This window comes from Bradyrhizobium sp. 482_C4_N1_8, from assembly GCF_052075965.1.
GTDB classification, from domain to species: Bacteria; Pseudomonadota; Alphaproteobacteria; order Rhizobiales; family Xanthobacteraceae; genus Bradyrhizobium; species Bradyrhizobium barranii.
Genome location: NZ_CP197231.1, coordinates 3,884,776 through 3,906,728, shown reverse-complemented (window position 1 = coordinate 3,906,728; position 21,953 = coordinate 3,884,776). Strand labels below are relative to the sequence as shown.

Here is a 21,953-nt window from a genome sequence, read left to right as displayed (position 1 = left end):
GCGTCAGAGCAGTCCGAGATCGCGCAGCTCGCGTCGCATCGGCTCCGGCATCGCCGCGATCGAGCCGGCGGCCGACTTGCCGAGATCGGGCGGCACGGAATCGTCGCTGAGGTAGCGCCAGCCCTGGAACGGCCGCATCGGCCGCGGCGATACCGAGATCACCTTCGGCTGCATCACGATCCGGCAACGGCCGATGCCGTCCTTGTCGCGGAACGGCTCGATGCCGATGATCTTTTCACGCGCGGCGATCTCGCCCTTGATCACCCAGTAGAGCGATCCGCCCGCCAGGATCTCGGCGTCGCGCTTGGGCACCATGCGGGTGATGTGGATGTGATGTTGCGGCAGACCCTTCTTCTTGGCGGTCTGCATCCGTTCGGCGACCCACCCCTTCAATTCCTTGACGGAGTCGCAGCCGACGGCGAGCTTGATCAGATGTAGCGGCATGGCCCCAGCATTAGCCGGGCCGCCACGCATTTGGAATGCCGAACTATTCGTTATCCGCAGCCGCAGGAGCCGCGGCTGGGGGGGCCGGCGGGGCGAGCGGAACCGGTGCTGCGGCCGGCGCACGCGCGGCCTTCGGCGCCGGCGGCTTCTTCGCAGCCGGCGCCGCAGGAGCAGCAGCCTGCGCCGAGGTCGGAGCGGACGCGCGCGGCGCCGAGGCTGCGCCTCCGGCAGGCGCCGCCTGTCGCACCGCCGCCGTGGGCGGCTCCGGATTCATGATGCTCACCGGCGGCGTCGAAGACGCGCTCGGGAACTCCGCATTGGTCGGCCTGCCCGTCGGCATCGATGGCGGCATCCCGGCAAGCGCCGCGGTGGCCGGCATCGCCGGGGCCGTTGCGGGCGCGTTCCAGCCCGGCGCATAGCGTGCGACCAGCGTGTCGTAGAGATGGGAATCCATGTTGGCGGCGACCCGCTGCTGATCGGTCAGCGAGCGGAAGGCGGGGCAGTCGAACTGCGTGCAGCCGTCGCGCGCAACCAGCACCTGCGCGACGAAGCCGTAGCGATCGCGCTCGAGCGCCTTGCGCAGCACCTTCACGTCCAGCGTCAGGCTCTTCTCGGCGGTCGCGGCATCGCCGAGCGCGGTGAGCCGGTCGATCCGTGCGGCGGTGTAGGAGACCGCCGCAGCCGCCGCGTCAGGCGAGCCGAACAGCGCCTTCTCGCAACCAATCGCCACGGCATTGCCGGCGAGATCGTCGAGACAGGACAGCGCCGGCAGGCTGGCGACGACCGCGCTCTGCGCGCGCGCCTCGCCGGGCGGCGCCTCCTCCGCCGGACCATAGACGCGCACGGTGGCAGCCACGGCGATGGCAATGGAAAGCAGCGTGATGACGGTCAGCGCGCCGTTGGCAACCGACCTTTCGGCGCGCACCAGCGTAATCAGGAGAATCAGGCCGAGGAGGCCGGCGGCTACCAGGATCATCCACATCGGAAAGGCCTGTGGGCGCGAGATTTGGTCGAACGAAGTGGCCCATGCCCAGTTCATGCGCGACGTCCCTCACGCGAGCAAAGAGCGAATGGTCAAAGCGAGCCCCCGCGAGTCGGCAACTGCCCCCGGTTCACCATGTCGAGGCGAAGGGGGCCTTTTGACGGCGAGCGAAGCAAATTCCTTCGCGATGTCAACGCGCGGCACCGTCATCCGTCAGGATTGGGCGAGCTGGCTTTCCTTGGCGACGCGCTCGAACGCTTCAGTCGAACTCTTGATGCGGTACTGGCAGTCGTCGCCATCCGTCGGCAGCAGGCGGATGATCTCGTATGAGCCACTCGCAGCCGGGCGCGCGACGTTGCTGGCAGTGAACAGTACGCGCGTTCCCACGGGGAATTTATGCTTCAACGCCCATCTCCATGACTCAAACAGCGCCGGCCGTGCCCAGGGTCCCACTGCGTCGGACCGGCTGAAAACCCGGCGTGACATATAGCACGCAATGCGGCGTTTTGGCCAGCGGTATACAGGCATGGCAAATAGGCCGATCCGGCAGTATTTTCAGGACGATAGTGCGGGAACCGGTGAGTGGAGGATACCGCTGGAACCGGCTCCCTCAGGCGGTGTGGGGCAGATGCCCCTCCGGGCTTGCCTGGTCCACGGCCTTGGGCAGTTCCTGGGCCAGAATCTGGCCGAGCTGATCGACCGGGATGTTGTAGCGCGCCGCAAGCTGCCGAACCGTGTCGCTGCCGAGCACCGCGCGGAGCTGGTCGGCCGAGATCGGCAGGTTCTGGCCGTTGCCGAGCCAGGATTTGACCTGGTCACCGAAGCCGGACTGCTGGAGCTTCGCGACGATTGCGCTGAGGCCGCCCTGATTGTTGCTGCCGAGCACCTCGTTCAACACCGCCGGCAGGACCGCGGCGCCGAGCTGGCCGAGCGCGCTGCGAAGCGCCGGATTGTTTTCCAGCGAGTCCAGAATTCCCATGCCCCTGCCCTCTCCCAAGCGGTCCTTCCGCCGCGATTGAGCGCCGCCAGCCTGCACATCGTCAAGCGGCGCCCGATCACATTCGCGGGTTAGACGTTCTCGAATTTCTCGATGACGAGCGTTTCGGCGATCCCGTCACGGGTCCATTCCTGGAACGCCGGCAGCGCCATCATCGTGTCCATGTAGGCTCTGGTCTCCGGCGTGACCTCGATCGCGTAGGTGCGGAAACGGTGCACGACCGGGGCGTACATCGCATCCGCCGCACCGAAGCGGCCGAACAGGAACGGTCCCTTGGCACCGTAGCGCGCCCGGCACTCCCGCCAGATCTCCTGCACGCGCGCGATGTTGGCCCTGGCGTCCGCCGACAGCGTCACGGCGCCCACGGGGCGGTGCAGGTTCATGCCGCATTCGTTGCGCAAGGCCATGAAGCCGGAATGCATCTCGGCGCACACCGAACGGGCGTGTGCGCGGGCGGCGACATCGTCGGGCCACAGCTTCACGTCCGGATAGCGCTCGGCGATGTACTCGATGATGCTGAGCGAATCCCACACCGTGATGTCGCCGTCGACCAGCACCGGCACCTTGCCGGCGCGGCTGAAGGACAGGATCCGATCCTTGTCCGCGGGATTATCCGTGTAGAGCGGAATGACGGTCTCGACGAACGGGATGTCATTGGCGCGCAGTGCGAGCCATGGCCGCATCGACCATGACGAGTAGTTCTTGTTTCCGATCGCGAGCTTGAGCGCTGCCATGTCGCTGGTCCTTCCCTAGGTCCTTTGGATGCGGCTGCTTTTAGCGCCATCGCCTGCTGCCAATCAATCGTTGCCGCACCCGGCCGCGCGTGGCAATCGTTGCGATCTTCGTGAGGAGTGAGACATGGGCAGGCATTGGGTCGACATCACGGCCGTCGGCTTCTTCATCATCGAATGGCTGGTCTATGCCCTGACGCTGGAGCACTCGGCCTATGGCCGCGACAGCCTGTCGGCGCGCATGAACCGCTATCGCGAGGTCTGGGTCCGCCGCCTGCTCGACCGCGACACCCGTATGGTCGACATGCAGATCATGGCCTCGCTCCAGAATGGCACCGCCTTCTTCGCTTCCACCAGCCTGTTCGCGCTCGGCGGCGCACTGGCATTGCTGCATGCCACCAACGACGCCATCACGATCCTGAGCAAGCTGCCGATCGACCTCAGCACCTCGCCCGCAATGTGGGAGCTGAAATGCGTCGGCCTCGTGCTGATCTGCGTCTACGCCTTCTTCAAATTCGCCTGGGCCTATCGCCTGTTCAACTATGTCGCGATCCTGTTTGGCGGCATGCCGCCGGCTGACCGGCGCGACACGCCCGAGGCCGAGGCCCACGTCATCCGCACCTCGCGCCTGTTCGAATCCGCCGGCCGCCACTTCAACCGCGGCCAGCGCGCCTTCTTCTTCGCACTCGGCTATCTCGGCTGGTTCGTCAGCCCCTGGGTGCTGTTCGTGACCACGGCGGCGGTGGTGATCGTCACCTGGCGAAGGCAGTTCGCATCGAGCGCATGGGCGGCGATGGCGCCGGAGGAGATGGATGGTGCGGAGACGCGGAAGCGCGGCTATTGAGGCATCTGCTGCGCGCGAGCGAAGGGCGGCACGCGTTTTCTCCACACCGTCACTGCGAGCGCAGCGAGCACTCCAGGATCTTTTCACGGTGACAGTCCGGATTGCTTCGCTACGTTCGCAATGACGACGCGACTAGCTCCGTCATCCCAAGGCGCGAGGCTCGCCCACTCGGCGATATCCCGGCCTACTTCCTGCGCATCGTCCCGGACCGGCAATCGAATCTGGCCACAGGCCGATCCATCTGCCAGAGCTCCACGTCGCGACCGTCGACGAGCCTCTCCGCGGAGCTGATCGCGGCTTCATCATCGATGCAATCCATGTGAATCATTCTGATGGGACGATCGTGTAGTCCCACGATCAATGCACGGTAAGCGGACATTTTTGTCTCCAGGCAAGGCGCGATAGCACGCGCGGGCCGGAAGAATGGCGCTGACGGCATTTGAATGCGATGGGGAGTGCATCGTCTGTTTATAAGCGCGGCGTAAGTTTCCGGCAGCGCGCGGCCGAGGCCGGTCCTATGCCGATCCTATGCAACCGCGATCGCGCCAATCTCGAAATCATACAGCCTCCGGCACCATATCCGCTCCGTCGCGCAAGCTCGCGCGGCGTAGCGAACTGGTGAAATGATGTCGAACTCAGGGGTCAGCGACAGGATCATCGATCCGATGATGGCCATCGCGAACTGCTCGACGCGGCAACGCATCGTCGTGGTCGGCGCGAAGAGCATGGAATTAGTGATTGAGCTGCATCGTCGCGGATATCTGCTGGCGGCTGCTGCAGGTAATTGCGGCCGGCCGGCAGGTCAATATGAAGTCGCGCTCGTGGATTGGCGGCGACGCACGCTTCACGCACTCGATGCGACAGTGGATTGGCTCGACGATTTCCTGAGCCCCCGCGCCGTGCTGGTGATCTGGCTCGACGCGCAGAAGGCAGCTGCGAAGGACACTCTTCGTGCCGCAGTGACGAAGCGCGGCTTCGTCGTCCTGCAAGGCGCCGAGCATCCATGTGGCAGCGTGCTTCTGGCGCGGCGCTCGGAGGCCATCCCCCTTCGGCAGGCCGCGTGAACATCCACCCGAACTCATGGATTTGATCCGATGCCAAAATCGAAAATTCGACGTGCCGTCATTCGCGAGTGGATGGCTCTCGCGCCGGCGCAGCGAGGCTCCGCCGAGCAGGCCGGCGCCTTTGCACGGCGCACCATCGAAAGACATAGCTTGCCACGCAGCCGGAGAACGCCGCACGCCGTGATCATGGCATGGCTGAAGCCGCGAACCGGGAGGCCTTAGCTCGCAGGATGGGTACGAGCCGCCTACCCTCCGCCAAAATCCCGCGGCGAGAACGGCAGGTCCAAGATCTTCCATTCACCATACTTGTCGGGCGGCAGCATCTTGTAGGGCTGGCAGGCCTGGAGCGCGGCGGTCGCGGATTTCACGATGGCCACGCCCTTCGCGGATGGCGGAGCTTCGATCAGGATCGGCGGGCGGGCCAGCGTGCCGTCGGTGGCGAACACCGTGCGCAGCTTGATGTTGACGTTGTCGGTCGGGTCGACCCCGGCCGGCAGTTTGGCGCAGCTCTTCAGGTGGCGACGCAGCGCGGCGATGACCTCGGGTGGCAGCTTGGCTGCGATCGAATCCTTGGCATCGCCGCCATCGTCCTTGGGGGCGTCTTTCGGCAGCTCCGGCGGCAATTCCGGCGGCAAGCCCAGCATGACGCCGTACTTGACCGTCACGTCAGGCTCCGGCGCCTGATAGGCCGGCGGCGCCGCTTGCGGCTGCTGCATCGCTTGTGGCGGCGGCTGTTGCGACGGCGGCTGCGGCATCACCTGGGGCGGCGGTTGTTGCTGGGGTTGCGGAGGCGGCTGTTGTGACGGCTGCGGCTGTTGAGGCTGCGGCTGCACATTGGCCTCCCGCTGCTTCGGTGCCTGCGAGGGTTGCGGCTGCGGCTGTTTCTGCTGCGGTTCAGGCGAGGCCTGCGGTGACGGCGACGGCGCCGCGGCCTGCTGCTTGGTCGCAGGCTTCGGCGCGGGTTCCGCCTTGTCCTTGTCGGTGAAATCCAGCTTCGGCAGTTTCAGGTCCGGCAGCGGCTCCGGCGGCTTCTCCTTCGCCTGCTCCTGAGCCTGCTCCTGAGCCTTCTCCTCGGCCTTGGCCTCCTCCTCCTTCACCTGCTCCGGCGTGACGATGTCCACCGAAACAGTCTCGGGCACCGCGGCGTGAAACGGATGGACTTCGCTGATCAGGATAATCAGCGCCACCAGCGTCAGATGCGCGACCGCCGACGCTGCAATGTCCGTCCGTATGATCTTCCGCAGTTCCATCGATCGATCTTGGGTTGCCACGCCGGTCCTAGCATACAGCGGCCCCCTCTCAATCCCATTTTGGCGCGAAGCCGAAATCGGTCAGGCGGCCCTTGGGATTTGCCAGCGCGGCGATCTGGGCCATCTCGTCGTCCGAGAGCTCGAAATCGAAAATATCGATGTTTTCCGACAGACGTTCGACGCGCGAGGTGCGCGGGATCGCAGCGACATTCTGTTGCACCAGCCAGCGCAGGCAGATTTGTGCCGGCGTCTTGCGATGCGCGCGCCCGAGCCCGGCGAGCGTCTGGTCGGCCTTGACGCGCCCCCTGGCGATCGGGCTGTAGGCGACCAGTGCGAGGCCATGCTGGTCGCAGGTTGCCCTCACCTTCGTCTGGTCGAGATAAGGATGATATTCGACCTGGTTGCAGACGAGTGGCTCCGGCGACAGCGCCACCGCCTGCTCGGTCAGCGCCACGGTGAAATTGGAAACGCCGATGTGGCGGGTCAGGCCCATGCGCTTGGCATGCGACAGCGCACCCAGTGTCTCCTCCAGCGGCACGTGCGAATTGGGCCAGTGCAGCAACAGGAGATCGACGGAGGAGAGCCGCATCCGGGCGAGGCTCTCCTTGACCGAGCGTTCGAGATCATGGGGCGCGAAATGGTTGGTCCAGACCTTTGTCGTGAGGAAGATGTCGTCGCGGCGCACGCCTGAGCCGCGCAGGCCGTCGCCGACCTCGCGCTCATTGTCGTAGACCTGCGCAGTGTCGATGTGGCGATAGCCGAGCCGCAGCGCCTGCTCGACCACGCGGCCGCAAGCGCGCCCGCCCAGCTCCCAGGTCCCGAGCCCGATCGCCGGTATCCTTGCGCCATTGGCCTCGACGAACAGCATGAGGAATCCTCTCTGTTGCGATCGCCTCAAAACATCATCCGGGCGCCATTATGGACCCGGCCCGTGACACTGCCAACGGACGACGCCGGCGCCGGCGCCGGGCCGGATATTCAGGGCAATGCTAACGGGAGGTTCGCGCCCGGCCTTGACGTCAGGCTTTGGCGAGCGCCTGGAATACGGTGTCCGGCGCATGCGCGATCACGGCGAGCAGCGCGCGGGCGGGTCCTCGCGGGGCGCGCTTGCCCTGCTCCCAGTTGCGGATGGTCTCGACGGGAACGCCGAGCTTGGCGGCGAACTCCATCTGGGTGAGACAGGCGCGACGGCGCAGAGCGCGCACCGCAAGCGAGCTGGCATCTTCGCCAGGGGCGGCATTGGCCGCCGGCTGGACCGGCAACGGCTGGACCGCAAACGACTGGACCGGAAGCTCCTGCCCATCCCGCAACTCGACGACCCGTCCGTCCGCCTTCAGCCGCAACCGCATGTTCATTCCCCCAAGCACGGGCAATGATGCGGCAGGTCGCTTAAGTTCGGATTAAAGATGATGGTGGGCGAAGACGGTCTCGTGCCCCGGACGCAGCGCAGCGCGCAGCGGTGCGCTGCTGAGCCGGGGCCCATTTCGCCACCACGTGCCGTGCTGCTTTCTGGGTCCCGGTTCTGCGCAGCAACGCGAAGGGCGTTGCAGCGCGCCCGGAACACGCGAGGGCATAGCGCGCCTTACCTCAACCCGAACCACAGCGTCGCGATGCCGAGGAAGGAGAAGAAGCCGACGACGTCGGTCACCGTCGTGACGAACGTGCCTGACGCGACCGCCGGATCGGCCCTGACACGTTCGAGCGCCATCGGGATCAGGATGCCGCCGAGCGCGCCCGCGACGAGGTTGCAGATGATCGCAAGCCCGATGACGATGCCGAGGCCCGGGATCTTGAACCAGGCCACCGCCGCGATGCCCGTGATCAAGGCGAAGGCAAGGCCGTTCACGAGCCCGACCAGGCCTTCGCGCATCACCACCCGCCAGGCGTTGGAGGAGCCGAGCTCGCGCGTCGCAAGCGCGCGCACCGCGACCGTCATGGTCTGGGTCGCGGCATTGCCGCCCTGGCTCGCGACGATCGGCGCCAGCACGGCAAGCGCGACCATCTTCTCGAGCTGCCCCTCGAACAGGCCGAGCACCGAGGATGCAAGAAAGGCGGTGGCGAGATTGACCAGCAGCCAGTTGAACCGCGCGCGCGCAATGGTGAACACGGTGTCGGAGAGTTCTTCGTCGCTGTTGACGCCGCCGAGCGCCTTGAGGTCTTCGTCCGCCTCCTCCTCGATCACGTCCACGACGTCGTCGACGGTGATGACGCCGACCAGGCGATCCTGGGTGTCGAGCACCGGGGCCGCGACGAGATTGTACTTGCCGAACATGCGCGCCACCTCCTCCTGGTCCTCCAGGACGGAGACGCGGCGACGATCCTCGTCGGTCAGCTCGGCAAGCGCCACCGGGCGGCGAGCGCGGAGCAGGACGTCGAGCGAGACCGCACCCTGCCAGTGCTGGTCCTTGTCCACGACGTAGATCTCGTAGAAGCGGTCGGGCAGATCCGGCGTCTCGCGCATGTAGTCGATCGCCTGCCCGACGGTGAAATCCTGCGGCACCGCGATGAACTCGGTCTGCATCCGGCGGCCGGCGGAATTTTCGGGATAAAGCAGGCTGCGCTCGAGCGCGACGCGCTCCTGCAACGGCAGCTTCTCGAGGATTTCCTCCTGCTCCGCCTCGTCGAGGGTTTCCAGCAGCTCGACCGCGTCGTCGGATTCGAGCTCGCGGACGCCTTCCGCGACGGTCTCCGGCGGCAGCTCCTCGAGGATCTCCTCGCGCACGCCCTCGTCGAGTTCGTTCAGCGCCGAGAAGTCGAAGTCGCGCCCGGTCAGCTCGACTAGGCGAACGCGGTGGTCGGGCGCGAGAGCTCCGATCAGATCGCCGAGATCGGCCTCGTGCAGCTCGGCGACGCAGGCGCGCAGCGCGGCGCTGTCGCCGGCCTCGATCGCATGGGCAATCTCCTCGACGAATTCATGACGAATTTCGCCGTCTTCATTGCGCATCGGAACGTGGTCGAGTACCGAGGCCTCGGCGGATGGGGCACCGTCCATATGTTCATCCATGGCGCGCCTCGCCGTTTGACAGGTTGGAACGAGTGGTCTGAGCTGACGGTCAGGCAATACCCACAAGCGAACTGCGAGCGCAATGGCAAAGATGCTTCGGCTGAAATGGATGTCGATCTCGGTGGGCGCGGTCTTCGCGGGCCTCGCCGGCATCGCCGCTTCGGAGGCCGCGGACTGCCCGCGCAAGGACGCGCTCGGCACCTCGCGCGTTCTGAGCGTCGACGCCAAGACCACGCCGCGCGTCGGCCTGAAGAGCTTTCCGCAGACGCTGCCGCTCGCCGATCACGAGGTCGTGCTGACCTTCGACGATGGCCCGCATCCGCCGACGACGTCGAAGGTGCTGGCGGCGCTGGCGCAGGAATGCGTGCGCGCGACCTTCTTCCTGATTGGCCTGCACGCCTCCGAACATCCTGACATGGTCAAGCGCATCGCGCGCGAGGGCCACACCATCGGCCACCACACCTGGTCGCACCCGTTCATGGCGCGGATCCCGTTCGAGAAGGCGAAGAGCGAGATCGACCGCGGCATCGCAGCCGACGAGACGGCGCTCAAAGGCGCGTCGACGACGACGCCCTCGACGCCGTTCTTCCGCTTCCCCTATTTCGAGGGGACGCCAGCGCAGCTCGACCTGCTCCAGTCACGCGGCATCGTCGTGTTCGGGGCCGACCTCTGGGCCAGCGACTGGAACGAGATGACGCCGGAGCAGGAATTGAAGCTCGTCACCGAGCGCCTCGCCGCCGCCGGCAAGGGCATCATCCTCTTCCACGACCCCAAGGCACGCACGGCCGCGATCATGCCGGCCTTCCTGCGATACCTCAGGGACAACGGTTATCGGGTCGTTCACGTCGTGCCGGCGGGCACATCACAGAAGAGCGCCGATGCGCATTGATGCCGTAATGTCACGGCGGTGCAAAATGGGGTGATTTGGGCCCTATTAACAGTCTGTTCATGCTACGGCATGCAAGGATGTAGAGGGTATTGCGCCTGAACCGTTTCTGGGCGTCTCCGACCAATTGAGGCGGCAGTCGCGTAAGGAGGCAGACGAGGTTCATGATCGGAAGTAGCGTTGTTGTTCGGACGCGATCGTGGATCGTCCTGTGTCTGGGGCTGTTGGTCGTCGGTTCACCGGCGGCCCTTGCGGCGGACTGTCCCGGCCATCCGGATGCACTCGGGACCTCCCGCACCCTCGTGGTCGATCCGCGCGAGCATCCGCGCATCGGCACCATGCAGTACCGCGAAACGCTGCCGCTGAAAGACCATGAAGTCGTTCTGACCTTCGACGACGGTCCGCTGCCGAAATATTCGAACCAGATCCTCAAGATGCTCGACGACGAGTGCATCAAGGCGACCTTCTTCATCATCGGCGAGCAGGCCAAGGCGAACCCGGAAGGCGTGCGCAAGCTGATTGCCGCGGGCCACACTGTCGGCACGCACAGCATGAACCATCCGCTGACGTTCGACCGGATGCCGCTCGACAAGGCCGAGGCGCAGATCAACGGCGGCATCGAGTGGACCTCGGCCGCGATGACCGATTCGTCCAAGCTCGCGCCGTTCTTCCGCATTCCCGGCCTGATGCGCGCCGAAGGCGTCGAAAACCTCCTGATCTCGCGCGGCATCCAGGTCTGGAGCGCCGACTTCCCCGCCGACGACTGGCGCCATGTGTCGTCCGACCGCGTCTATCAGCTCGCGATCCAGCGGCTGGAAGCCAAGGGCAAGGGCATCCTGCTGCTGCACGACATCCAGCCCCGTACGGTGGCGGCGCTGCCGAAGATCATCCGCGACCTCAAGGCGCGCGGCTATCGCATCGTGCATGTGGTGCCCGCGACCGCCGACCGGCCGGCAACGCCGACCACGCCGGTGGAATGGCTGCTGCATCCACCGACCGAGACCGTGCCGATCGCCCGCTGGCCGTCCGTGCCGAACTTCGTGTTCGCGCAGACCAAGACACTGCCGGCGCCCTCGCTTGCCGACCTCAACGCGCAGACCGAGCATCAGCCGCTGCTGCCGCGCAAGACAATGGCGCTGGCGAATGTCGCAGCCACCCTGCCCGTGCCCGACCGCGATCTCTTTGCCATCCCCGAGGGCTCGGTCGAGGTCCTGCTGTCGACGACCTTGTCGCGGCGCGCCGCGATGCGGCTGGCAATGGCGGCCGAGACGCCCCATGCGGCCAAGGGCAAGGCCGGCAAGTCGCGCGGACATCGGACCGCACATACGGCGCCGGCCGGAGCGAAGCACACCGCGCAGGCTACGGGCACCGCCCCCAAGAGCATTGCCCCCAAGAGCACGGCGCCCAAGGGCGCCACACCGCGGAGTTCCGCGACGCATCCGACCCGCGTCGCCAGCCTGAAGAAGCGCGCGCAGTAAGCTCTACTGGCGCATGATGTTGGCGACACAGAGCAGCACGATCAGCGCCAGGAAGAACAGGTCCATATAGGACTTGAGCTCGCCGTCGCGGCGCAGCCGGGCAACGTCCGCCACGACCTGCTTGCGCGCGTTCGTTGCGCCCGAACCGTCATTGATCGGAGCCTGCAGGCGCTTGGTCTCCGCCTCGAGCTTCTCGATCTTCTGGAAGAAATAGAACGCACGCAGCGTCGAGGCCGCGCGCATGCCGGCATAGACCAGCACGAGGATCGCGAGGATCGCCCGGTTCTGGTATTTCTCCATGAAATTCAGGCTGAAATAGACCATCGCCATGAAGGCGAAGTTCGTCACGAAGCGGTAGACGAAGCTAAGAAAGACCATGCTGGCTCCAGCCCTGAGCGGTGCGACCCGTCTACGTCATCTTTATTTCGACAAAGATTCGATCGCCGGCCGCCTTTTAGCCACGCGCGTTCATAATGCAAGCGAGAGTACCGGGGCCTGCGTGTTCCACGTAAGCGCGAGGTTGCCAGCTGCGCGATGGAGATTCGCCGGAAGCTACGGTACATTGGCACAGCCACCGCATGTGGGGTCTGCCGATGCCGAAGAAGGGAATCACGGGCCACGACGACTGGGTGCTGACCGAGGCCCTGGCGACTGCGCTCGTCGCGCTGGAGCAGCTCGAACCAAAACACCAGCCGAGCGCGCATATGGACGACATCCGCAAGATGCTGGCGAACGGCAAGGAGCCGTCGGCGGTGAGCCTGCACCTCGCCCAGGCCAAATGCCGCCTGTTTCCGGACACGGATCCGCTCGAGATCTACCGCGAATACGGGATTGGCGACGAATACGGCTAAGTCCGTCGCGCCGGTCCTTCGAGCGCGCTGCTGCCTAGGGCTGAGCGGCAGCCGATCGTTACAACGATCATCCACCTCAATGTTCGCGTGAATTTCAGCTGAGCTGCAAAACGGCTTGACGTCGGCGTCGCCAACGAATGTAATGTTATAACATTACATATTCGGTCCCAATGCCCCTCCCCACGCGTCACCGCCCTATCCCCTTGAAAAGGCTCTTCGATCTCCATGCAAAAACTCCCCGTCACCGTCTTGTCCGGCTTCCTCGGGGCTGGAAAGACCACTTTGCTGAACCACGTCCTGAACAACCGGCACGGCCTGAAGGTGGCCGTGATCGTCAACGACATGAGCGAGGTGAACATCGATGCGGATCTGGTTCGCGATGGCGATGCGAACCTGTCCCGGACTGACGAGAAGCTCGTCGAGATGACGAATGGCTGCATCTGCTGCACACTGCGAGACGACCTCCTGAAGGAGGTGCGCGCCCTCGCAGAAAATGGCCGCTTCGATTACCTCTTGATCGAATCCACCGGCATCTCCGAACCGCTGCCGGTTGCGGCGACCTTCGATTTCCGTTCCGAAGACGGCGAAAGCCTCTCCGATGTGGCGCGTCTCGACACCATGGTCACCGTGGTCGACGCCGTGAACCTGCTCAAAGACTATTCGTCGACGGATTTTCTCGATCAGCGCGGCGAAGCGCTGGCGAACGACAAGCGCACGCTCGTCGATCTCCTCGTCGAGCAGATCGAATTTGCCGACGTGATCGTTCTCAACAAGGTCGACGATGCCTCGCCAGCGCAGCGCGAGGCGGCCAGGAAAATCATCCGCGCGCTCAATCCGGACGCGGATCTGATCGAAGCCAACCACAGCCGGGTCGCCTTCGATCGCATTCTCGACACCGGCCGGTTCGACTTCGAGCGGGCGCAGCAGCATCCGCTCTGGTTCAAAGAGCTCTACGGCTTTGCCGATCACGTGCCGGAGACCGAGGAATACGGCGTGACGAACTTCGTCTATCGCGCGCGCCGGCCGTTCGATCCCGAAAAGTTCGACAAGTTCGTCAGGCAGCCCTGGCCCGGCGTCATTCGCGCCAAGGGACATTTCTGGCTGGCGACGCGCCCGCAATGGCTTGGCGAGATCAGCCAGGCTGGCACGATCACGCGCACGCAGGCGCTTGGCTTCTGGTGGGCGGCCGTACCCGCGGAACGATGGCCGGATGATCCGTCCTGGCGGAAGCAGCTGCGTGCGAACTGGAACGACATCTATGGCGATCGCCGCCAGGAAATCGTGTTCATCGGCACCAGTATGGATGAAGGTTCGCTCCGCGCCCGTCTGGATGCCTGCCTCGTCCCGGGAAAGCCGGCGATGAACGTCACGGAATGGGCGAAGCTCGCAGACCCCTTCCCGGTCTGGCGCCGCGCGGACGAAGCCGCGGAACGCAAATGACCAACGTCGTTCGATTGGTTCCGAAATCCGAGCTCGAGCGGCAGCGCCTCATCCGTGAGGCGCGTGCGATCTACGACAGCATATTCCCGCCGGTCACTTTGACCGGCGGACAAGCTGATGATCGCTTGGACCAACGAGCACCGCGCGAGGCAGTCGCCGAAATCCAGCCAAAACAGCGATAAGGATGAAGGTGGTGCGCTCGGAGGGCGCACGCAGTCCTTCCCGGCTCAGCCGCCATATTGCTGCTTCATGTATTTCAGGTAGTTGCCGAGGTGGTGCTGCCAGAAATAGTCCAGCTTCTGGCATCCCGGCGTCCCATCGGTCGGGTTGCCGCCCGGGTTGGCAAAGAGCGGCAGCAGCGCGCCGGCGTCAGCATAGTTCAGCGAGGCCTGAATCTGGCCGAGGATCTGTTGGATCAAATCCGAGATCGTTGATCCCGTGATCGGTGCGGCGGTTGCCGCGCCGAGATCGGCGGCGGTCAAATGGATCGTCTCGGATATCAGTCTCCGAGAAAGACTCTCGACCCGCTGCTTGAGCCGCCTCACCGCATCGTCGCGAACGCGATTGACTGCGCTCTCACCGTCGGTGACCACGCTGCCGAGCGCGATCATTGCTTCAGGATTGAGACTGCCGCCGAACCCACGCAGCGGATTTGGCGTGTTGAGGTCTGATATCCACTCCAGGGCAAACGGTGCCTGCGGCACCCAGTCCTGCGTCGACGTCGCGGCCCAACCGTATCCGTCGACGGCGGCAAGCCGCGCGTAATCGTATGCGTAATGGTCGTTGCCGGCCTTGGCAGGCGCGAAGGTATAGGTCTTGTAGGCCGGCCCCTTAAAGACATCCGTCGAGTGCCGGACCAGCGAGGTCAGCAGCGTGGCGATCGAGGCACCTTGGCTGTGCCCGGTGATGTAGACGTCGTTGCCCTGCTCCGCGAGCAGCCCCAAGGTCACGAACAACGGGCTATCGGTGGTGAACAGCATGAGCAGCAAACTCAGAGCGAAGCCCGAATGCACACCGGCTTTCACCGCACTGTCACCCTCATCGCGGGCAAGATAGAACGGCAGCGAGATCGGACCGAGCTTCACGTCAAAGCGCGCGTTGATCAGCGGGAACAGCAAGTCGGCCAACACGCTGGCCGCACTTGCGACCGTGCCGCGCACCGCGATCGCGTATTGGGTGGTGTCACTCTGGTTCTGCCAGACCTGCCAGTAATTATCCAATAGCGTGGCACTCGTCGGGGTGAGGTCCTTGCGGATCGCCCAATTTGAGCTTGGATCGGGCACGGAGGGCACGCCGCAGGTTGCCACCGCTTCGGTCAGCGATGGCGTGCCGGCGTAGGCACGCTGCGCCATCTCAAGCAGAAGTTGCGCCTCCGCGAATTGGAATCCCGACTTGAGCGTCATGCTGCCCTCCTTGCAAAGGTGCTCGACTCCAGCCGCCCGTGTTCGGACCCGGAAGCCAGCGACCGATATTTCGTGTCTCTCGGAGTTCATCAATTATAAGATGTGATAGCATAGAAGCGCAATAAGAAGGTGTCGATCGACCAGCGCCCCTGGCAGGCTACGTCCAGGAACAATTGCGTGAGCAGGGAGGATCCCGCGGGGTGGCCGGTGTTCCAGGCTTTGCCCGCTCCAACTCATTCCAACCGGACGCGCACTGTTCTATCGAAAGCGACATGAGGCATCTGCGGATTCATCGGCCACAGGTTTCGATGATCACGCCGGAGGAAGTCTATAATTTCAGTTTCGACACAATCGATTGGGGACCGCCGCCGCGCCAGGCTGCCGTGGTCAATCTCGGCAAATCAGATGGGCTGAAGAGATTCGCTCAGACGCATCTCGTCCGATGCAGCCACTTTCGTCTGATGTTCTATGATCAGATCATCGACTTGATCTGCGAGGGCATTTCGGCAGAAACAGGCCCCTACTCCGGCTAAAGCGGCGCGATCCGCCGTTTGGTGCGCTCGGAGGGCGGTCGCATTTATTGAAGTTTCAATGGCTTGCGGAAATGGGCAAAGAGTTCAGGTGGATCTCCAGCTGATAGGTGCTCTTTCCCGTGGATTGACCGAACCTCACAATAGCTTGCGGGACTTCAGCTTGCGGGACTTCGCCACGCAGCGTAACTTTCAACTCCACGTAGCTTATTCGAAAGTAATCTGACGGGTTCGGCCTAGCGGGAGATGGCGATGGCAGATGTCCCATGGCACCTTTCCGGCGACTACTTCGAGAATTGCAGTTGCAGCATCGTGTGTCCCTGCCTCGTGTCGGCGGCTCCCCCGCTGACCGCGCGACCGACCGAGGGCTTCTGTAACGTACCGCTGATCTTCCACGTCGAGAGCGGCCGCTATGGCAACATCGAGCTCGATGGACTCAATGTCCTGGTTATCCTCCACGCGCCGGGGATCATGGCGGACGGAGATTGGTCGGTGGCCGCCTATATCGACCAGCGCGCCAACGATGAGCAGACCGAGGCTCTAGCTGCGATCTTCACCGGCGCCGCCGGTGGTCCGATGGCCGCGTTCACACCGCTGATCAGCAAGAACCTGGGGGTTCGCAAGGTCCCGATCACATTCCGAATCGAGGGCAAGACGCGGTCCGCGGAAATCCCTGATATTCTGCACATGTCCGTCGACCCGTTGCCGACCATGCATCCGAGCGGGGAAATGTGGGCCAACATCGGCCATCCAGTCAGCCCCGACAGGATGGTCATGGCGGTCGGCGCCGCCGGTAATACGTTCAGCGATCATGGCATGCGCTGGGACAATTCCGGCAAGAACGGCCTCTATGCGCCGATCCGCTGGTCGAACCAGGCGTGATGCAACTCCTGACCCGGCCTTGCGAGAAGGCCGGCAACACTTATCGCAAATGACCGACGGCCCCCTGGAAACCGTGCTGCGGCGCGATCGCTGGATCGTCGGCGGCGCGATCGGGATCATTGTCGCACTGGCATGGGCCTATGTGCTCTGGCTCGCCAAGGACATGGACATGGGCGGCATGGACATGACCGGGTTCCGCATGATCCCGGCCGGGATCGGAATCATGTTGCCGGCGAGCGAGCCATGGCGAGCGATCGAGTTCGCGTATGTGTTGCTGATGTGGGTGGTGATGATGGTCGGGATGATGGCACCCTCGGCAGCACCCATGATCCTCATGTACGCCCGCGTGGGTCGACAGGGGAAAGCGCAGGGCAAGCCGTTCGCTGCGACCGGCTGGTTTGCGGCCGGTTATCTCCTCGCCTGGGGCGGCTTTTCGCTGGCAGCAACCCTACTCCAATGGGCGATCGAGCGGGCGGTCCTGCTGGATTCCCGGATGACGATCGCCAGCAATCTGCTCAGTGCAATCGTGCTGATCGCGGCGGGAGTCTATCAATGGACACCGCTCAAGGACGTCTGTCTCGCCCAATGCCAGTCGCCATTTCTGTTCCTGATGCGCCACGGCGGCTTTCGCGGCGACCTGCGAGGCTGCCTGCTGCTGGGGCTGCGGCACGGAGGCTATTGTGTCGGCTGCTGCTGGGTCTTGATGGCGCTTTTGTTCGTAGGCGGGGTGATGAACGTGCTTTGGATTGCGCTTTTGGCCCTGCTCGTCCTGTTGGAGAAACTTACGCCGATCGGACGATGGATCGCGCGCGCCGCCGGCATTGCGTGTGCGGCCGCCGGCGTCTGGCTACTGGTGTCGTTGCCGCGGTGATGAGCAACCTGCGTGATGTTCAGTACGCGTGCCCTGTTGCAAACGGCGATCACGCCGAGCCGCCAGCCTTACACTCGAACCGTCAGGCGGGGACGGCCGAACGGCGAAGACCTGGGCTGCCTGAGCCGGTCTCTCCATCGATCGGCTTTCGAGGTTGGTGCGCTCGGAGGGACTCGAACCCCCACGATTTTACTCACTGCCACCTCAAGGCAGCGCGTCTACCAATTCCGCCACGAGCGCTTTGGGGATGCCGGCTTAGGGCTTGAGGCCTGCCGGATCAACGGCGCCGATCTAACAAATCCATCAGAGGGGTACAAGCCTGCAAAGGCCCAGAATTCCACAAGCTTGGCAGGAAAAATCCGGACCCCTGCCCGGATCGGCCCTATCGAGGGCCCCGGCCCTGCCGGCTACCCCGGGCCGCTCCCGCGTGCCCGGGCCGTTACCGCGTGCCCGGGCCGCTATCGCGTGCCCGTCGTGCGCGGCAGCATCTGCTTGACCTCGACCGCGATCCGGTTGCGGTCGACCAGCACGACGCCGGAGGCGACCGGCAGATTGTTGGCGAGAACCTTGACCTCGTCGGCCTCGGTTGCGTCCAGTTCGATGATGGCGCCGCGGGAAAGACGTAATACTTGATGGATCGGCATGGTGGTCGTCCCGAGGACGACCATGAGATCCACGGTGACTTTATCGAGAGTGGGCACTGTCAGGACCGCCGCAACTTGGGACTTAAGCCAAAGGACTTGGCATTTGCTCCCCAGATGATCACCACGTTATGGTTAGCCAATGGTTAATTCGCCTCAAAACCCCCGCCAAGACCTCGATTTAACGTCGTTTTCCGCCTCCACCGGCGAGCCCGTGGAGTGGCGAATCTCGGACGCGCCGGTGCCCTATCCGGAGGCCGTGGCCGCCATGGAGGCGCGAGTCGCTCAGATCGCCGCCGGCGAGGCGCCCGAGCTGGTCTGGCTGCTCGAGCACCCCCCGCTCTACACCTCCGGCACCTCGGGCAAGGAAACCGACCTGCTCGATCCCCGCTTCCCGACCTTTGCCACTGGGCGCGGCGGGCAGCTGACCTATCACGGGCCCGGCCAGCGGGTGGCCTATGTCATGCTCGACCTCAAGCGGCGCAGGCCGGACGTCCGGGCCTATGTCGCGAGCCTGGAGGAATTGATCCTGCGGACGCTCGCCGCCTTCAACATCCGCGGCGAGCGGCGCGAGGACCGGGTCGGCGTCTGGGTGAAGCGCCCGGACAAGGGGCCCGAGCACGAGGACAAGATCGCGGCGATCGGCGTGCGGCTGAAGCGCTGGGTCTCGTTCCACGGCATCGCCATCAATGTCGAGCCGGAGCTGTCGCATTTCGCCGGCATCGTGCCCTGCGGCGTCGCCGACCCCCGCTACGGCGTCACCTCGCTGGTCGATCTCGGCCAGCTCGTGACCATGGCCGATGTCGACGTGGCGCTGCGCCAGGCGTTCGAGGAGCTGTTCGGACCAACCCGCGCGCTGGTGGCGGAAGCGGCCGTCTAACTTTTCCTGTTCGAGCCTGACCGGCGCATATTCTCCGCTTGTGGTGGAATCGGCTATGCTCGTTTCAGGTGCCGCCCACGCCTCCCCCCTCCGCCGGGAAAGCAGACATCATGCCGGGCGAATGATCGTCGGACCGACTGTTCGAGCGCCAGGCATAAGGAGGGATTGCGCTTTCTGCTCGCAATGGGAGGTTTTGACGATGAGACTCTCTGCGCCGATCTATCATCTGAAGCGACGAGCCAAGCGCCTGTCGCGCGAGGAAGGCATTCCGCTCCACGACGCGCTTGACCGCATCGCTGCGACGGAAGGGTTTTCCGCCTGGAGCATGCTCGCGGCAAAGGCCGCCGCACTGACGCCCGCCGATCGCCTGTTCCCGCAATTCCGCCCGGGTGATCTGGTGCTGGTGGGCGCGCGCCCCGGCCAGGGCAAGACGCTGATGAGCCTCGAATTGGCCGTCGAGGCCATGAAGTCGGGCCATCGCGCGGCGTTCTTCTCGCTCGAGTACACGCAGAATGATGTGCTGGATCGCCTGCGGGCGATCGGTGTGGCGCCGGCGCAGTTCGACAAACTGTTTGAGGTTGACTGCTCCGACGCCATCAGCGCCGACTACGTCGTCAAGCAGATGGCCGCGGCGCCTCGTGGCACGGTCGTGGTGATCGACTATCTGCAACTGCTCGACCAGAGGCGGGAAAATCCTGATCTCGCTGTTCAGGTGCGCGCACTGAAATCCTTCGCGCGCGATGCGGGGCTGATCGTCGTCTTCATCTCGCAGATCGATCGATCATATGATCCGTCGGTCAAGCCGTGCCCAGACCTCGACGATATCAGGCTGCCGAACCCGCTGGACCTCAAGCTGTTCGACAAGACGTGCTTCATCAACAACGCTGAAGTCCAGTTCCGAGCGGCGAGCTGACGGCTTCAGGCCGCGGGTGAGATTCTTCACCCGCGGCCAGCTACCTTACGCCGCCTGCAACGCAACTTCGAGCTTGCCGGCAATGTAGCGCCGCTCCTGGGTCAGGCCGCCAAAGCCGTAGGCGTCGCCCTTGACCTCGTCGACATGCAGGTAGGTCTCATGATGCAGCGGGCCCAAAATCTCGGCCATGCGCTTGAACATCGCGGCGAGATAGGCCGCCTTCTCGTCCTTGGTGTTGGTGCCTTCGCTGACATGGATGTCGATCCAGTAGCTCGCAAGCTTCTGTTCGGCGAGCGACTTGCCGCCGGCGAACCAGTCGCCTGCGTCGACCGATTTCACGATGATGGCGGTCACCCTGGGATCCTTGTGCAGGATCTTTGCGGTCAGCTCGGACACGGCGTTGGCGATATCGGCCTTCAGCGACGGCGACTGGCGGGAGGTGGTGTAGGACACGGTGATCAGGGGCATGGTGGTTCTCCTCAAGATGCTGCGCGGAGTTTGCGCGGCGTTGGTGAGAAGCTAGACCTTGCCCCGTCATTTTGGTATCTTATCTCTGTTGATACCAGTGATAACCATTCATAATGACAGCAACGCTCGACATCGCCACCATCAAGGCCTTCCTGCTGGTCGCCGACCTCCAGAGTTTTACGCGCGCCGCCGAAGCACTCGGCACGACGCAGGCCGCCGTCAGCCTGAAGCTTCAGCGGCTCGAGACATTGCTGGGAAAGCGCCTCGTCGAGCGCTCGCCGCGCGCGGTCCGGCTCACCGCCGACGGCGCCGCGTTCCTCGATCGCGCCCGCGCGCTGATGGAGGCGCATGACCGTGCACTGTCGGGCGAAACATCGACTGCGCAGTCGCTCTCGCTTGGCATCTCCGACCATGCCGCGGGCCCCGAGCTGGTGCCGCTGCTCGAACGCCTGCACGCGATGTCCTCAAGTCTCACCCTCGCCGTCACCATCGGCTTCTCACGCGAGATGCAGGACGCTTACGACGCAGGTCAGCTCGATGCCGTGATCGTCCGCCAGGAAGGCAGTCGCCGCGGCGGCGAGAAGCTGGCCGAAGACGAGTTCGGCTGGTTCGCCGCACGGCGCTTCACCCTGCCGAAGGGTGAGCCGCTGCCGCTCGCAACCCTCGCCCCGCCCTGCGGCGTCCGCGCCATCGCAGTGCGCGCGCTCGACAAGGCCGGCCTCGCCTGGCGCGAACGCTTTGTCGGCGGCGGCGTTACGGCGGTGGTCGCGGCCGCGCTTGCCGGCCTTGCGATTGCGCCGCTCGCGCGCCGGATCGCGCCTCCCGGGCTGGTCGACATCGGCCCCGCGCACAAGCTGCCGAAGCTCGGCAGCTCGAAGGTAATGCTGCATTCGAAGGTCAGCGATCCCGCCAAGCTCGCCGCGCTGCGTGCGGTGGCGGCGACGTTTCGGAGCGTGGCAGCCTAGCGCTCAGGCTGCCCCTCCTCGCCCGCATACTTGCCCGCGGCGAACCAATAGGCGATTCCCGCGAGAGCTCCGGCCAGTACAAAGAGCAGCCCCAACGGATGGTTGGCCCCAACGGTGATCCGCCAAATGAATGCACCGATCGCCGCACCGGCAGGAACGTAGAACAACACAGAGCGAATGCGGAGCGCTTCCCCGAACAAGATCACGAGTGCGGCCGGCATCCCACTAAGCAGGCAGACCAGGATCAAGATCAGCGGCAAGACAAACAAGACCAAGGTGATGATACCGCCGAGGTTCTCCTCAAGACCCCGGTACGGCAGGGACAGGATCATCGCGATGACCGGCAATGCCGCCAATGTCGTCGCTGCCGTCAAGCATCCCCGAAACCAACCGTTCACCACGCGCGGGCAGGTCTCGCAAGACATGACA

At 64.5% G+C, this 21,953-nt stretch carries 28 protein-coding genes and 1 tRNA gene; 13 read left to right on the top strand and 16 right to left on the bottom strand.

Translation table 11 applies throughout. The annotated features are described in order from the left end of the window. Positions 1–3: 3 nt before the first annotated feature. From AB7Z56_RS18495 to AB7Z56_RS18475, 5 genes are all read right to left on the bottom strand, one after another. A complete protein-coding gene (locus tag AB7Z56_RS18495) occupies positions 4–444 on the bottom strand; it encodes a DUF1489 family protein (protein WP_028155001.1) in 441 nt (146 codons plus the stop codon). 43 nt (positions 445–487) lie between these two features. Further along, positions 488–1,483: a hypothetical protein gene (locus AB7Z56_RS18490; protein WP_063982758.1), complete on the bottom strand. Its 996-nt coding sequence runs from the start codon at positions 1,481–1,483 to the stop codon at positions 488–490. 156 nt (positions 1,484–1,639) lie between these two features. Further along, positions 1,640–1,831: a hypothetical protein gene (locus AB7Z56_RS18485; RefSeq protein WP_014494643.1), complete on the bottom strand. Its 192-nt coding sequence runs from the start codon at positions 1,829–1,831 to the stop codon at positions 1,640–1,642. 205 nt (positions 1,832–2,036) lie between these two features. Then, positions 2,037–2,405, bottom strand: coding sequence for a YidB family protein (locus AB7Z56_RS18480; protein WP_166342151.1), 369 nt, complete (start codon positions 2,403–2,405; stop codon positions 2,037–2,039). A gap of 89 nt (positions 2,406–2,494) precedes the next feature. Further along, a complete protein-coding gene (locus AB7Z56_RS18475) occupies positions 2,495–3,157 on the bottom strand; it encodes a glutathione S-transferase family protein (protein ID WP_063982756.1) in 663 nt (220 codons plus the stop codon). Between the two features lie 124 nt (positions 3,158–3,281). Between AB7Z56_RS18475 and AB7Z56_RS18470 the strand changes: the two genes are divergently transcribed. Beyond that, positions 3,282–3,998 (top strand): DUF599 domain-containing protein, encoded by a 717-nt coding sequence (locus AB7Z56_RS18470; protein WP_063982755.1) that lies wholly within the window; start codon positions 3,282–3,284, stop codon positions 3,996–3,998. Positions 3,999–4,524: 526 nt separating this feature from the next. Here the strand turns inward: AB7Z56_RS18470 and AB7Z56_RS18465 are convergent. Then, positions 4,525–4,674 (bottom strand): hypothetical protein, encoded by a 150-nt coding sequence (locus AB7Z56_RS18465; protein WP_187388028.1) that lies wholly within the window; start codon positions 4,672–4,674, stop codon positions 4,525–4,527. Between AB7Z56_RS18465 and AB7Z56_RS18460 the strand changes: the two genes are divergently transcribed. Then, positions 4,664–5,062: a hypothetical protein gene (locus tag AB7Z56_RS18460; protein ID WP_135214881.1), complete on the top strand. Its 399-nt coding sequence runs from the start codon at positions 4,664–4,666 to the stop codon at positions 5,060–5,062. The genes AB7Z56_RS18465 and AB7Z56_RS18460 overlap by 11 nt on opposite strands. Positions 5,063–5,307: 245 nt before the next feature. On the opposite strand, the gene AB7Z56_RS18455 is transcribed toward AB7Z56_RS18460, so the two are convergent. The 4 genes from AB7Z56_RS18455 to mgtE all read right to left on the bottom strand — a co-directional run bounded on the left by AB7Z56_RS18455 (position 5,308) and on the right by mgtE (position 9,316). Continuing rightward, positions 5,308–6,312 carry a hypothetical protein gene (locus tag AB7Z56_RS18455; RefSeq protein ID WP_063982753.1) on the bottom strand — a complete coding sequence of 335 codons (1,005 nt, stop codon included), beginning with the start codon at positions 6,310–6,312 and terminating at the stop codon, positions 5,308–5,310. A gap of 49 nt (positions 6,313–6,361) precedes the next feature. After that, complete coding sequence (locus AB7Z56_RS18450; RefSeq protein ID WP_231142135.1) at positions 6,362–7,180, bottom strand: aldo/keto reductase; 819 nt, start codon at positions 7,178–7,180, stop codon at positions 6,362–6,364. A gap of 151 nt (positions 7,181–7,331) precedes the next feature. Next, positions 7,332–7,667 carry a helix-turn-helix domain-containing protein gene (locus tag AB7Z56_RS18445; protein WP_354131469.1) on the bottom strand — a complete coding sequence of 112 codons (336 nt, stop codon included), beginning with the start codon at positions 7,665–7,667 and terminating at the stop codon, positions 7,332–7,334. A 227-nt stretch (positions 7,668–7,894) separates the two neighbouring features. Then, positions 7,895–9,316, bottom strand: coding sequence for a magnesium transporter (mgtE, locus tag AB7Z56_RS18440; RefSeq protein WP_028150524.1), 1,422 nt, complete (start codon positions 9,314–9,316; stop codon positions 7,895–7,897). An 82-nt stretch (positions 9,317–9,398) separates the two neighbouring features. On the opposite strand from mgtE, the gene AB7Z56_RS18435 reads away from it, so the two are divergent. Next, positions 9,399–10,205, top strand: a complete 807-nt coding sequence (locus AB7Z56_RS18435) for a polysaccharide deacetylase family protein (protein WP_283016785.1) — start codon at positions 9,399–9,401, stop codon at positions 10,203–10,205. A 161-nt stretch (positions 10,206–10,366) separates the two neighbouring features. Beyond that, on the top strand, positions 10,367–11,680 hold the full coding sequence (locus AB7Z56_RS18430) for a polysaccharide deacetylase family protein (RefSeq protein WP_283016786.1): 1,314 nt from the start codon (positions 10,367–10,369) through the stop codon (positions 11,678–11,680). A 3-nt stretch (positions 11,681–11,683) separates the two neighbouring features. On the opposite strand, the gene AB7Z56_RS18425 is transcribed toward AB7Z56_RS18430, so the two are convergent. Next, positions 11,684–12,058 (bottom strand): hypothetical protein, encoded by a 375-nt coding sequence (locus tag AB7Z56_RS18425; RefSeq protein ID WP_014494631.1) that lies wholly within the window; start codon positions 12,056–12,058, stop codon positions 11,684–11,686. A 215-nt stretch (positions 12,059–12,273) separates the two neighbouring features. Between AB7Z56_RS18425 and AB7Z56_RS18420 the strand changes: the two genes are divergently transcribed. The 3 genes from AB7Z56_RS18420 (at position 12,274) to AB7Z56_RS18410 (ending at position 14,153) form a co-directional block, all read left to right on the top strand. After that, entirely contained in the window at positions 12,274–12,531 is a 258-nt protein-coding gene (locus tag AB7Z56_RS18420) for a hypothetical protein (protein WP_174770120.1), read from the top strand. A 225-nt stretch (positions 12,532–12,756) separates the two neighbouring features. After that, a complete protein-coding gene (gene zigA, locus AB7Z56_RS18415; protein WP_283016787.1) occupies positions 12,757–13,971 on the top strand; it encodes a zinc metallochaperone GTPase ZigA in 1,215 nt (404 codons plus the stop codon). Beyond that, complete coding sequence (locus tag AB7Z56_RS18410) at positions 13,968–14,153, top strand: hypothetical protein (RefSeq protein WP_071913000.1); 186 nt, start codon at positions 13,968–13,970, stop codon at positions 14,151–14,153. Before zigA ends, AB7Z56_RS18410 begins: the two co-directional genes overlap by 4 nt. A 45-nt stretch (positions 14,154–14,198) precedes the next feature. Here AB7Z56_RS18410 and AB7Z56_RS18405 read toward each other — a convergent pair whose 3' ends face one another. Further along, a complete protein-coding gene (locus AB7Z56_RS18405; RefSeq protein WP_283016788.1) occupies positions 14,199–15,374 on the bottom strand; it encodes a lipase family protein in 1,176 nt (391 codons plus the stop codon). 200 nt (positions 15,375–15,574) lie between these two features. Here AB7Z56_RS18405 and AB7Z56_RS18400 point away from each other — a divergent pair, with 200 nt between their 5' ends. The 3 genes from AB7Z56_RS18400 (at position 15,575) to AB7Z56_RS18390 (ending at position 17,657) form a co-directional block, all read left to right on the top strand. Further along, the gene (locus AB7Z56_RS18400; RefSeq protein WP_441256389.1) at positions 15,575–15,907 is read left to right on the top strand and encodes a hypothetical protein; all 333 of its coding nucleotides are present in this window, start codon (positions 15,575–15,577) and stop codon (positions 15,905–15,907) included. A 249-nt stretch (positions 15,908–16,156) separates the two neighbouring features. Further along, positions 16,157–16,786, top strand: a complete 630-nt coding sequence (locus AB7Z56_RS18395) for a DUF1326 domain-containing protein (RefSeq protein WP_063982744.1) — start codon at positions 16,157–16,159, stop codon at positions 16,784–16,786. 49 nt (positions 16,787–16,835) lie between these two features. Then, positions 16,836–17,657, top strand: coding sequence for a DUF2182 domain-containing protein (locus AB7Z56_RS18390; RefSeq protein ID WP_283016790.1), 822 nt, complete (start codon positions 16,836–16,838; stop codon positions 17,655–17,657). Between the two features lie 155 nt (positions 17,658–17,812). Here the strand turns inward: AB7Z56_RS18390 and AB7Z56_RS18385 are convergent. Both AB7Z56_RS18385 and AB7Z56_RS18380 read right to left on the bottom strand, forming a co-directional pair. Further along, a tRNA-Leu gene (locus AB7Z56_RS18385) sits at positions 17,813–17,897 on the bottom strand. A gap of 218 nt (positions 17,898–18,115) precedes the next feature. Further along, positions 18,116–18,358, bottom strand: a complete 243-nt coding sequence (locus AB7Z56_RS18380) for a FliM/FliN family flagellar motor switch protein (protein ID WP_015685538.1) — start codon at positions 18,356–18,358, stop codon at positions 18,116–18,118. Between the two features lie 82 nt (positions 18,359–18,440). Here AB7Z56_RS18380 and lipB point away from each other — a divergent pair, with 82 nt between their 5' ends. Both lipB and AB7Z56_RS18370 read left to right on the top strand, forming a co-directional pair. Next, positions 18,441–19,178 (top strand): lipoyl(octanoyl) transferase LipB, encoded by a 738-nt coding sequence (lipB, locus tag AB7Z56_RS18375; protein ID WP_283016791.1) that lies wholly within the window; start codon positions 18,441–18,443, stop codon positions 19,176–19,178. 199 nt (positions 19,179–19,377) lie between these two features. Further along, positions 19,378–20,091, top strand: coding sequence for a DNA helicase (locus AB7Z56_RS18370; RefSeq protein ID WP_283016792.1), 714 nt, complete (start codon positions 19,378–19,380; stop codon positions 20,089–20,091). A gap of 45 nt (positions 20,092–20,136) precedes the next feature. On the opposite strand, the gene AB7Z56_RS18365 is transcribed toward AB7Z56_RS18370, so the two are convergent. Beyond that, positions 20,137–20,559: a tautomerase family protein gene (locus tag AB7Z56_RS18365; RefSeq protein ID WP_208070100.1), complete on the bottom strand. Its 423-nt coding sequence runs from the start codon at positions 20,557–20,559 to the stop codon at positions 20,137–20,139. A gap of 113 nt (positions 20,560–20,672) precedes the next feature. On the opposite strand from AB7Z56_RS18365, the gene AB7Z56_RS18360 reads away from it, so the two are divergent. Next, on the top strand, positions 20,673–21,524 hold the full coding sequence (locus AB7Z56_RS18360; RefSeq protein WP_283016793.1) for a LysR family transcriptional regulator: 852 nt from the start codon (positions 20,673–20,675) through the stop codon (positions 21,522–21,524). On the opposite strand, the gene AB7Z56_RS18355 is transcribed toward AB7Z56_RS18360, so the two are convergent. Then, complete coding sequence (locus tag AB7Z56_RS18355; RefSeq protein WP_166342223.1) at positions 21,521–21,949, bottom strand: hypothetical protein; 429 nt, start codon at positions 21,947–21,949, stop codon at positions 21,521–21,523. The genes AB7Z56_RS18360 and AB7Z56_RS18355 overlap by 4 nt on opposite strands. Between the last annotated feature and the right edge of the window lie 4 nt (positions 21,950–21,953).

Coding starts and splice junctions, on each gene's coding strand:
- AB7Z56_RS18495 (WP_028155001.1), bottom strand. CDS start 444: ATGCCGCTACATCTGATCAAGCTCGCCGTCGGCTGCGACTCCGTCAAG.
- AB7Z56_RS18490 (WP_063982758.1), bottom strand. CDS start 1,483: ATGAACTGGGCATGGGCCACTTCGTTCGACCAAATCTCGCGCCCACAG.
- AB7Z56_RS18480 (WP_166342151.1), bottom strand. CDS start 2,405: ATGGGAATTCTGGACTCGCTGGAAAACAATCCGGCGCTTCGCAGCGCG.
- AB7Z56_RS18475 (WP_063982756.1), bottom strand. CDS start 3,157: ATGGCAGCGCTCAAGCTCGCGATCGGAAACAAGAACTACTCGTCATGG.
- AB7Z56_RS18470 (WP_063982755.1), top strand. CDS start 3,282: ATGGGCAGGCATTGGGTCGACATCACGGCCGTCGGCTTCTTCATCATC.
- AB7Z56_RS18460 (WP_135214881.1), top strand. CDS start 4,664: ATGATGGCCATCGCGAACTGCTCGACGCGGCAACGCATCGTCGTGGTC.
- AB7Z56_RS18465 (WP_187388028.1), bottom strand. CDS start 4,674: ATGGCCATCATCGGATCGATGATCCTGTCGCTGACCCCTGAGTTCGAC.
- AB7Z56_RS18455 (WP_063982753.1), bottom strand. CDS start 6,312: ATGGAACTGCGGAAGATCATACGGACGGACATTGCAGCGTCGGCGGTC.
- AB7Z56_RS18450 (WP_231142135.1), bottom strand. CDS start 7,180: ATGCTGTTCGTCGAGGCCAATGGCGCAAGGATACCGGCGATCGGGCTC.
- AB7Z56_RS18445 (WP_354131469.1), bottom strand. CDS start 7,667: ATGAACATGCGGTTGCGGCTGAAGGCGGACGGACGGGTCGTCGAGTTG.
- mgtE (WP_028150524.1), bottom strand. CDS start 9,316: ATGGATGAACATATGGACGGTGCCCCATCCGCCGAGGCCTCGGTACTC.
- AB7Z56_RS18435 (WP_283016785.1), top strand. CDS start 9,399: ATGGCAAAGATGCTTCGGCTGAAATGGATGTCGATCTCGGTGGGCGCG.
- AB7Z56_RS18430 (WP_283016786.1), top strand. CDS start 10,367: ATGATCGGAAGTAGCGTTGTTGTTCGGACGCGATCGTGGATCGTCCTG.
- AB7Z56_RS18425 (WP_014494631.1), bottom strand. CDS start 12,058: ATGGTCTTTCTTAGCTTCGTCTACCGCTTCGTGACGAACTTCGCCTTC.
- AB7Z56_RS18420 (WP_174770120.1), top strand. CDS start 12,274: ATGCCGAAGAAGGGAATCACGGGCCACGACGACTGGGTGCTGACCGAG.
- zigA (WP_283016787.1), top strand. CDS start 12,757: ATGCAAAAACTCCCCGTCACCGTCTTGTCCGGCTTCCTCGGGGCTGGA.
- AB7Z56_RS18410 (WP_071913000.1), top strand. CDS start 13,968: ATGACCAACGTCGTTCGATTGGTTCCGAAATCCGAGCTCGAGCGGCAG.
- AB7Z56_RS18405 (WP_283016788.1), bottom strand. CDS start 15,374: ATGACGCTCAAGTCGGGATTCCAATTCGCGGAGGCGCAACTTCTGCTT.
- AB7Z56_RS18395 (WP_063982744.1), top strand. CDS start 16,157: ATGGCAGATGTCCCATGGCACCTTTCCGGCGACTACTTCGAGAATTGC.
- AB7Z56_RS18390 (WP_283016790.1), top strand. CDS start 16,836: ATGACCGACGGCCCCCTGGAAACCGTGCTGCGGCGCGATCGCTGGATC.
- lipB (WP_283016791.1), top strand. CDS start 18,441: ATGGTTAATTCGCCTCAAAACCCCCGCCAAGACCTCGATTTAACGTCG.
- AB7Z56_RS18370 (WP_283016792.1), top strand. CDS start 19,378: ATGAGACTCTCTGCGCCGATCTATCATCTGAAGCGACGAGCCAAGCGC.
- AB7Z56_RS18365 (WP_208070100.1), bottom strand. CDS start 20,559: ATGCCCCTGATCACCGTGTCCTACACCACCTCCCGCCAGTCGCCGTCG.
- AB7Z56_RS18360 (WP_283016793.1), top strand. CDS start 20,673: ATGACAGCAACGCTCGACATCGCCACCATCAAGGCCTTCCTGCTGGTC.
- AB7Z56_RS18355 (WP_166342223.1), bottom strand. CDS start 21,949: ATGTCTTGCGAGACCTGCCCGCGCGTGGTGAACGGTTGGTTTCGGGGA.